Origin of the sequence: Geodermatophilus sp. CPCC 205506 (assembly GCF_051383635.1) — a bacterium.
Taxonomy (GTDB): domain Bacteria; phylum Actinomycetota; class Actinomycetes; order Mycobacteriales; family Geodermatophilaceae; genus Geodermatophilus.
Window position 1 is genome coordinate 38,509 of the sequence record NZ_JALPKP010000046.1, and the last position, 6,364, is coordinate 44,872.

The 6,364-nt window shown below is 72.6% G+C and carries 5 protein-coding genes; 1 reads left to right on the forward strand and 4 read right to left on the reverse strand.

The window, feature by feature from the left end; translation table 11 throughout:
* The first annotated feature begins 71 nt into the window (after nt 1-71).
* The gene (locus MY520_RS21925; RefSeq protein ID WP_436694690.1) at nt 72-1,934 is read left to right on the forward strand and encodes an AMP-binding protein; all 1,863 of its coding nucleotides are present in this window, start codon (nt 72-74) and stop codon (nt 1,932-1,934) included.
* 237 nt (nt 1,935-2,171) lie between these two features.
* On the opposite strand, the gene MY520_RS21930 is transcribed toward MY520_RS21925, so the two are convergent.
* From MY520_RS21930 to MY520_RS21945, 4 genes are all read right to left on the reverse strand, one after another.
* Nucleotides 2,172-2,870 carry an SDR family NAD(P)-dependent oxidoreductase gene (locus MY520_RS21930; protein ID WP_436694695.1) on the reverse strand — a complete coding sequence of 233 codons (699 nt, stop codon included), beginning with the start codon at nt 2,868-2,870 and terminating at the stop codon, nt 2,172-2,174.
* 126 nt (nt 2,871-2,996) lie between these two features.
* Entirely contained in the window at nt 2,997-3,959 is a 963-nt protein-coding gene (locus tag MY520_RS21935) for a helix-turn-helix domain-containing protein (protein ID WP_436694691.1), read from the reverse strand.
* The gene (locus MY520_RS21940) at nt 3,956-4,975 is read right to left on the reverse strand and encodes a phosphotransferase family protein (RefSeq protein ID WP_436694692.1); all 1,020 of its coding nucleotides are present in this window, start codon (nt 4,973-4,975) and stop codon (nt 3,956-3,958) included. Before MY520_RS21940 ends, MY520_RS21935 begins: the two co-directional genes overlap by 4 nt.
* Nucleotides 4,972-6,195 carry an acyl-CoA dehydrogenase family protein gene (locus MY520_RS21945; RefSeq protein WP_436694693.1) on the reverse strand — a complete coding sequence of 408 codons (1,224 nt, stop codon included), beginning with the start codon at nt 6,193-6,195 and terminating at the stop codon, nt 4,972-4,974. Before MY520_RS21945 ends, MY520_RS21940 begins: the two co-directional genes overlap by 4 nt.
* Nucleotides 6,196-6,364 lie beyond the last annotated feature (169 nt).

Sequence of the window (6,364 nt, forward strand, 5' to 3'; positions counted from 1 at the left end):
TGCCACACCCCCTCGCCGAAATTCCGCACCCAGCTCACAACCCGTGCACGTCCATCACCTAAGGACCCCTGATGTCAACGACGACGCTCCCTCTCGACGCACACCTCACCGTCCCGCGGTTCGGGACCGGGGACGGGCAGGACCTGCAGACCATCCCCCAGCTGGTCCGGCGCAACGCCGCCGAGGCGCCGGAGCAGACGGCCTTCCGGACCAGATCAGCTGCTGGGGAGTGGGTCGGTCAGCCCTGGCACGAGGTCCATCGCGCGGTGACCGAGGTCGCGGCCGGACTGATCGGACTGGAGAGCGCGCACGGTCCGGCGCGGCCCGGTGAGGTCGCCTTCGTGATCGGCGGGAACTCACCGGAGTTCTTCGTCACGGAGTACGCAATCCAGGCCACCGGCATCACCGCGTTCCCGCTGTTCGAGCAGCTGTCGACGGCCGAGATGCTGACGACGCTGGCCTCCTATCCCGTCGCCGTGGCCTTCTCGGGGTCGGGCGCAGCGACCGGTCGCCTGCTCGAGGTGGCCGACGAGCTGGGGATCCGTCGGATCATCCAGTGGGGCGACGATGCGGTGACCGATGATCCGCGGGTCATCAGCCTCGACGAGCTGCGCCGCCAGGGCGTCGACCTCCTCGCGGGGAACCCACGGGTCGTCGACGACCGGATCGACGCGGGATCCCTCGACGACATCGCCTGCATCATCCTCACGTCAGGAACGACTGGCGTGTCGAAGGGAGTGCTCGGCTCGTACCGCTACATGCTCGACATCGCCGCCCGGTACGCGCACGCCTACGGCGCGCGGGCGCACGACAGTTACCTCAGCTTCCTGCCGCCGGCGTTCTCCGTCGAGCAGTACAACGGCCTGACCCTGGGGGCCGCTCTGCCGCTCGACGTGGCCTTCATCTCCTCCCCGGCGGCGACCACCGAGGAGTTCGTCTCGTCGCGGTCGAGCATGAAGTTCCTCGGCCCACGCCAGTGGGAGGAGCTGCGCGCGACCCTGCCGGCCGATCTCCTCGGCGACCCCGCCGCGATCGCCGGCCGGCAGGCGGAGATCCGCGCCCAGCTCGGCCTCGAGCACGTCACCGGTGGCATCAGCGCGGGCGGGTCCCTCAGTGCCGAGGTGTTCGACTTCTTCCGTCAGATCGGACTTCGGATCCGCAACGTCTACGGCTTCGCCGAGGTCGGCATCATCACCTCCACCCGCGACAACGATCCTCCCGAGAGTGTCGGTGTGCCGCTGCCCACCGCCTACGGCGACGGGCCGATCGAGGTCCGTATCCAGGACGGCGAGCTGCAGACCCGCGGAGGCGCCAGGTGCGCCGGCTACTGGGGCGACACCCATCACCTCTCGATGACTCCTGACGGCTGGCTGCGCAGCGGTGACGCCGGAGTCATCGACGGCGGTGTGCTCACGGTGTTGGACCGACTGGCCAACATCCAGCACCTGCCGGACGGACGCACGTTCGCGCCCCAACCACTCGAGATCAGTGCGATGCGCAGTCCGTTCATCGCCAACTTCCTGGTCATCGGCGGCCACGGGGACGACTCCCGCATCGCGGCACTCGTCCAGCTCAACGACTCGGCGGTGCGGCGCCAGCTGGCCACCGAAACGCTGCCCGCGACGTACGAGGGACTCGTCGCGTCGAGCACCGTCACCCGCCTGATGGTGGAGGAGATCCGCAAGCTCAACGCCGAGCAACCGGCCTCGCAGCGCATCGATCTCGTCGGACTGCTGCCGAAGCCGCTGAGCCCTGAGGACGGCGAACTGACGCGCAGCATGAAGCTGCGGCGGACAGCGGTGCTGCACCGGTATGAGGCCCTGGTGCAGGCGATGTTCACGGGAGCGGACGGTCAGGTGACCTTCGCCGTCGACATGGGTGCGGGCGGCGGTGGCGACCTCCGGGAGTTCACCACCAGCGTCGCGCGCCTGTAGACGTAAGACCGCGTGCGTCAGGGGCTGTCCGCGGCTCCGCAGAGACGCTGCGTGGGTGCGTCTCGTCGAAGGTCAACGGGACCTCCGGCGGGGGGCGACGCCAGTCCCCCGCCGGGTGCTCCGTTGCCATGCGAGCCCGACATCAGCCGGGTTGACCGTAGCCCCGAGAAACGCACCCCCGGGTGAGAGCGACACCGCCGCCGCGTGATCCGCGCTGCACGGCACCGGCGGGGGACGTCAGGCGTGGTGTCCGGAGGTCCCGGAGCGAGCGAGCACGATCCGACTCACCACTGTGTTGGAGGTCAGTTCCAGCACCATGGACACCACCCGGACGACGTCGTCGACCGGGATCATCGACTCCACCGGAACCCGGTCGGAGACCCACGCGGCCATGTCGGTGTCCACGTAGGCAGGCGCGAGGGCAGTTGCCGTCACCCCGTTCGCCGACTCCTCGAGGTTCACGGTCTCGATGAGGGAGAGCAGGGCCGCCTTGGACGCCCCGTAGACGGCCAGGCCGGGTTCGGCGTAGGCGCCGGTGATCGAGGAGAGCCCCACGATCTTCGCTCCGTGGACGGGGTCCTCGGCGGCAGCTCGACGCAGCAACGGCAGACAGTGCTGGATCAGCGTCATTGCGGCCGTGAAGTTGACCGCGATCGTCTTGTCCAGGCGGCGCAGATCGAAGTCGGCGATGTTGCCGGCGGTTCCGACGCCGGCGTTGATCACCAGCGCCTGCATGGACCCGAACGCCTCGCGGTGCGCGGCCACGAGTCCCGGCAGCGCGTCGCGGTCCGCCATGTCGGCGGCCACGGGGACGACCTCGACGGCGCCGGCGGCGCGGAGCTCCGGCAGGAGGGCCGAGAGATCGACGTGCCTGCGGGAGGTGATGGTGAGGCCGTACCCCTTCCGGGCCAGTGCCAGGGCGATGCCACGACCGATGCCACGGGGAGGCCCCGGTGACCAGCGCTGTGCTCATGACTGTCTCTCCATGTCGCTCACTGCCCCGGCACGGGCGGGATCGGCGGCTCAAGACGACCCGAAATCCCTGACCGGGGGCGTCGTCGCTCAGTACGGCAGCTGCCCGGCGCGGAACCCGAGGACGGCCTCCAGCCGCCGGCAGGTGGCCGGGCCTGGGCGGGCTCGGCCCACCTCCCAATTGCGGACGGCCTGTCCGGACCTGCCCACGGCGCGGCCCAGCGCGACCTTCGTCAGCCCTGCCGCGACCCGAGCGGCCCGGATGCCCTCCGGTACGTCCTCCGGCTGCCACGTCGCCCCGGGTGGGATCCGCCTGGGCTCCAACCGGCAGTACCCGTACACCTCGGCCTCGGGCCGCCGGTAGACCGCCGCCATGCGCCGAGCGACCGCAACCGGCGGACGCCGTTGCTCCGCCTCGTAGCGGGCTAACGTCCCCGGCGCGATGCGCAGGTGTGCGGCGGCCTCCCGCTGCGACATCCCGCACGCCCTCCGGATCCGACGCAGCGGCCGGGGGTCGACCGCCGCGACCACAACCGGTCGAGCCGCCAGCGCGGTCACGTCGGTGTCGAGGACGCGGGCGAGTTGGTCGGCCAACCCGGGCGCGACCCGGACGCCGGCGCTCTCCCACATGGCGAGAGTCGTGGGGGCCACTCCGACCTGCTGCGCAACCGCACGCTGGCTCAGGCCGCGCTGCCGACGGACGACGCCGAGGGAGGGCAGCGGTTCGCCGTCGAGCCGGGCCGGCGGGTGGTCGGCGAACAGGGCGGCGACGTCGTCAGGAGCCAGGCCCAGGACCGCACCGATCCGCGGCCAGGAGCAGCGGGCGGGACGTCGGCGGCCCTTCTCCCACAGTGACAGGTTGGGGCGGCTCACGTGCAACGCCCGGGCCAGTTCCGTCATCGTCAGCCCGGCCGCCTCCCGGGCCTCGGTCAGGGTCCGCCGCCGGGCCGGTCGGCCGGGACGGACCTCCCGGACCTCCCGCGGTGCGACCCTCCAGCCCGCGCCCGATCGCGTCGCCCAGTCGCCCGGCGCAGCGGCGAGCGTGCCGGTCAACGCCGCTCCAGCGCCTCGAGCCCGGCCGTGACGAGTTCGGGTACGGCCTGGGCGGCTCGCGCCGCGTCCCGCCCGGCGTCGGCGCCGGCGCGGGCCCGGTGAGCGATGCCCTCGGCGATGACGGCGAGCTTGAGGTGGGCCAGTCCCAGGTAGAACGGCCAGTGGCCGAGGTCGCGACCGGAGGCGCGGGCGTAGTGCTCGGCCAGGGCCGCCGGCGACGGCAGGCGGGGGCTGGTCCACGCGGCGGGGATCCCCAGGATGACGTCGAGGGCCGGATTGCGGTAGACGCACATCAGGGCGACGTCGGTGAGCGGGTCGCCCAGGGTGGACAGTTCCCAGTCCACGACGGCGCGCACGGTGGCCGGGTCGGTCCGGTCGAGGATGGCGTTGTCGATGCGGTAGTCACCGTGCACGACGGTGGCTGCCGATGAGGCCGGAACGGTGTCGGCGAGCCGGTCGTGGAGGCGCTCGAGGTCCGGGAGGTCCCGGGTGCGAACCTGCTCCCACTGGCGGCGCCACAGCCGGACCTGCCGGGCGAGGAATCCCTCGGGGCGGCCGAAGCCGGCCAGCCCCACCTCGTCGACGTCGACCGCGTGCAGTGCCACGAGCACGTCGATGAGCGTCGTGGCGGTCCGGTGCACGTCGTCGTCGGACAGCGCCGCCAGGTCGTCGCGGTCCCGGACCACGACGCCCTCGACCCACTCGACCACGGTGAAGGACGCGCCCAGCACACGCTCGTCCTCGCAGAGGCCGACCGGCCGGGCGACCGGGACCGGCGTGGCCTGCAGCGCGCTGGTCACCCGGTGCTCCCTGACCATGTCGTGCGCGGATGCGGTCAGCCCGGCCAGCGGGGGCCGGCGCACCACCCAGCGGGAGGCGCCGTCGGTCACCGCGAAGGTCAGGTTGGATCGACCACCGGCGATGAGCTCACCCTGCAACGGACCCGCCGGCCGGACTCCACGAGCGAGGAGGTAGTCGTGCAGCGCATCGAGGTCCAGGCCGGGCAGTCCGGTCACGACGACGCCCGCAGCCGTGCCGCCTTGACCGCCCGCTTGGCGATCGCGAACCGGTGCACCTCCGACGGGCCGTCGTAGACCCGGAACGGACGGACTTCGCGGGCGATGCGGGCGATCGGCAGGTCGGCCGACACTCCCAGCCCGCCACACAGCTGCATCGCGCGGTCCACCACCCGCCCGATCGCCTCCCCGCCGAATGCCTTGGCGATCGACGTCTCCTGCGCCGCCGGCGAGCCGGCGTCCAGGGCCGCGCACGCCACGTCGAGCAGCGCCCGTGTGGCGGCCAGGTCGATCTCGTTGTCGGCGATCATCTGCTGCCCCATGCCCAGGTCGGCGATCGCGCTGCCGAACCCACGGCGGACGGCGGAGTGCTCGACCGCGACCTCGTGGGCCCGGACGGCCGCGCCCAGCCAGCGCATGACGTGGGTCATCCGGGCCGGCCCGAGCCGCACCTGCGCGTACCGGAACCCCTCGTCGACCTCGCCCAGCACCGCCTCATCCGGCACGACCAGCCCGTCGAGCTCGACCTCGCAGTGCCCGCCGACCATCGACCGGTCCATCGTCGGGACGTGCCGGCCCACCCGCAGCCCAGGCGCCCCGGCCGGAGCGAGGAACATCGTCCCTCCCCCTCGGTCGCCGGCCACCCCGGAGGTCCGGGCCATGATGATGAAGAAGCCGGCCCCGTCGGCGCCGGTGATGAAGATCTTCCGGCCGTCGATGCCCCAGCCCCCGGGCACCCGGGTCGCCGTCGTCGCCAGCGCTGTGGGGTCGGAGCCGGCCCCGGGAGCGGGCTCGGTCATCGCGAACGCCGAGCGCACGTCCCCTCGGGCCAGCGGAGCCAGGTACTGCTCCCGTTGCGCGGGGGTGGCCACGTGGGTCAGCAGGTGCACGTTGCCTTCATCCGGGGCCGCGGCGTTGATCGCCATCGCCCCGAACAGCGAGTACCCGGCGGCCTCGAACACCCGTGCCCGCTGGGTCATCGACAGTCCCAGTCCGCCGTACTCCCCCGGCGCGTGCGGCGCCAGCAGCCCCCGTGCCCGCGCCTCCCCCTGGAGTCGGCGGCGCACGTCGTCCCCACCCGCGGCGGTCACATCCCCGTCGAAACGGTCCTCGACCGGGAGGACCGCTTCCCGCACGAACTCGCGGGTGCGTGCCACGATGTCGGCGACGTCGGGTCCTGCGCCGCTCGTCCCCGCCGGGACCTCGATGGTGCTGCTCACGGTCTCCCTCACCTCAGTATCCAGTCAGAACAGGTACGCCGAGAGGCTGGTCGGCCCCCTGCAGGGCCCCGCCGCGAGCCTGCGAGCGGTGGGGCCCTGCAGGGGGCCGCCGCGAGCCTGCGAGCGGTGGGGGGCAGGGGGTCCTCCGTCAGCTCAGGCGCTCGAGCAC

Excerpts from the sequence above, each read along its gene's own strand:
- MY520_RS21925 (WP_436694690.1), top strand. The coding sequence starts at position 72 with ATGTCAACGACGACGCTCCCTCTCGACGCACACCTCACCGTCCCGCGG.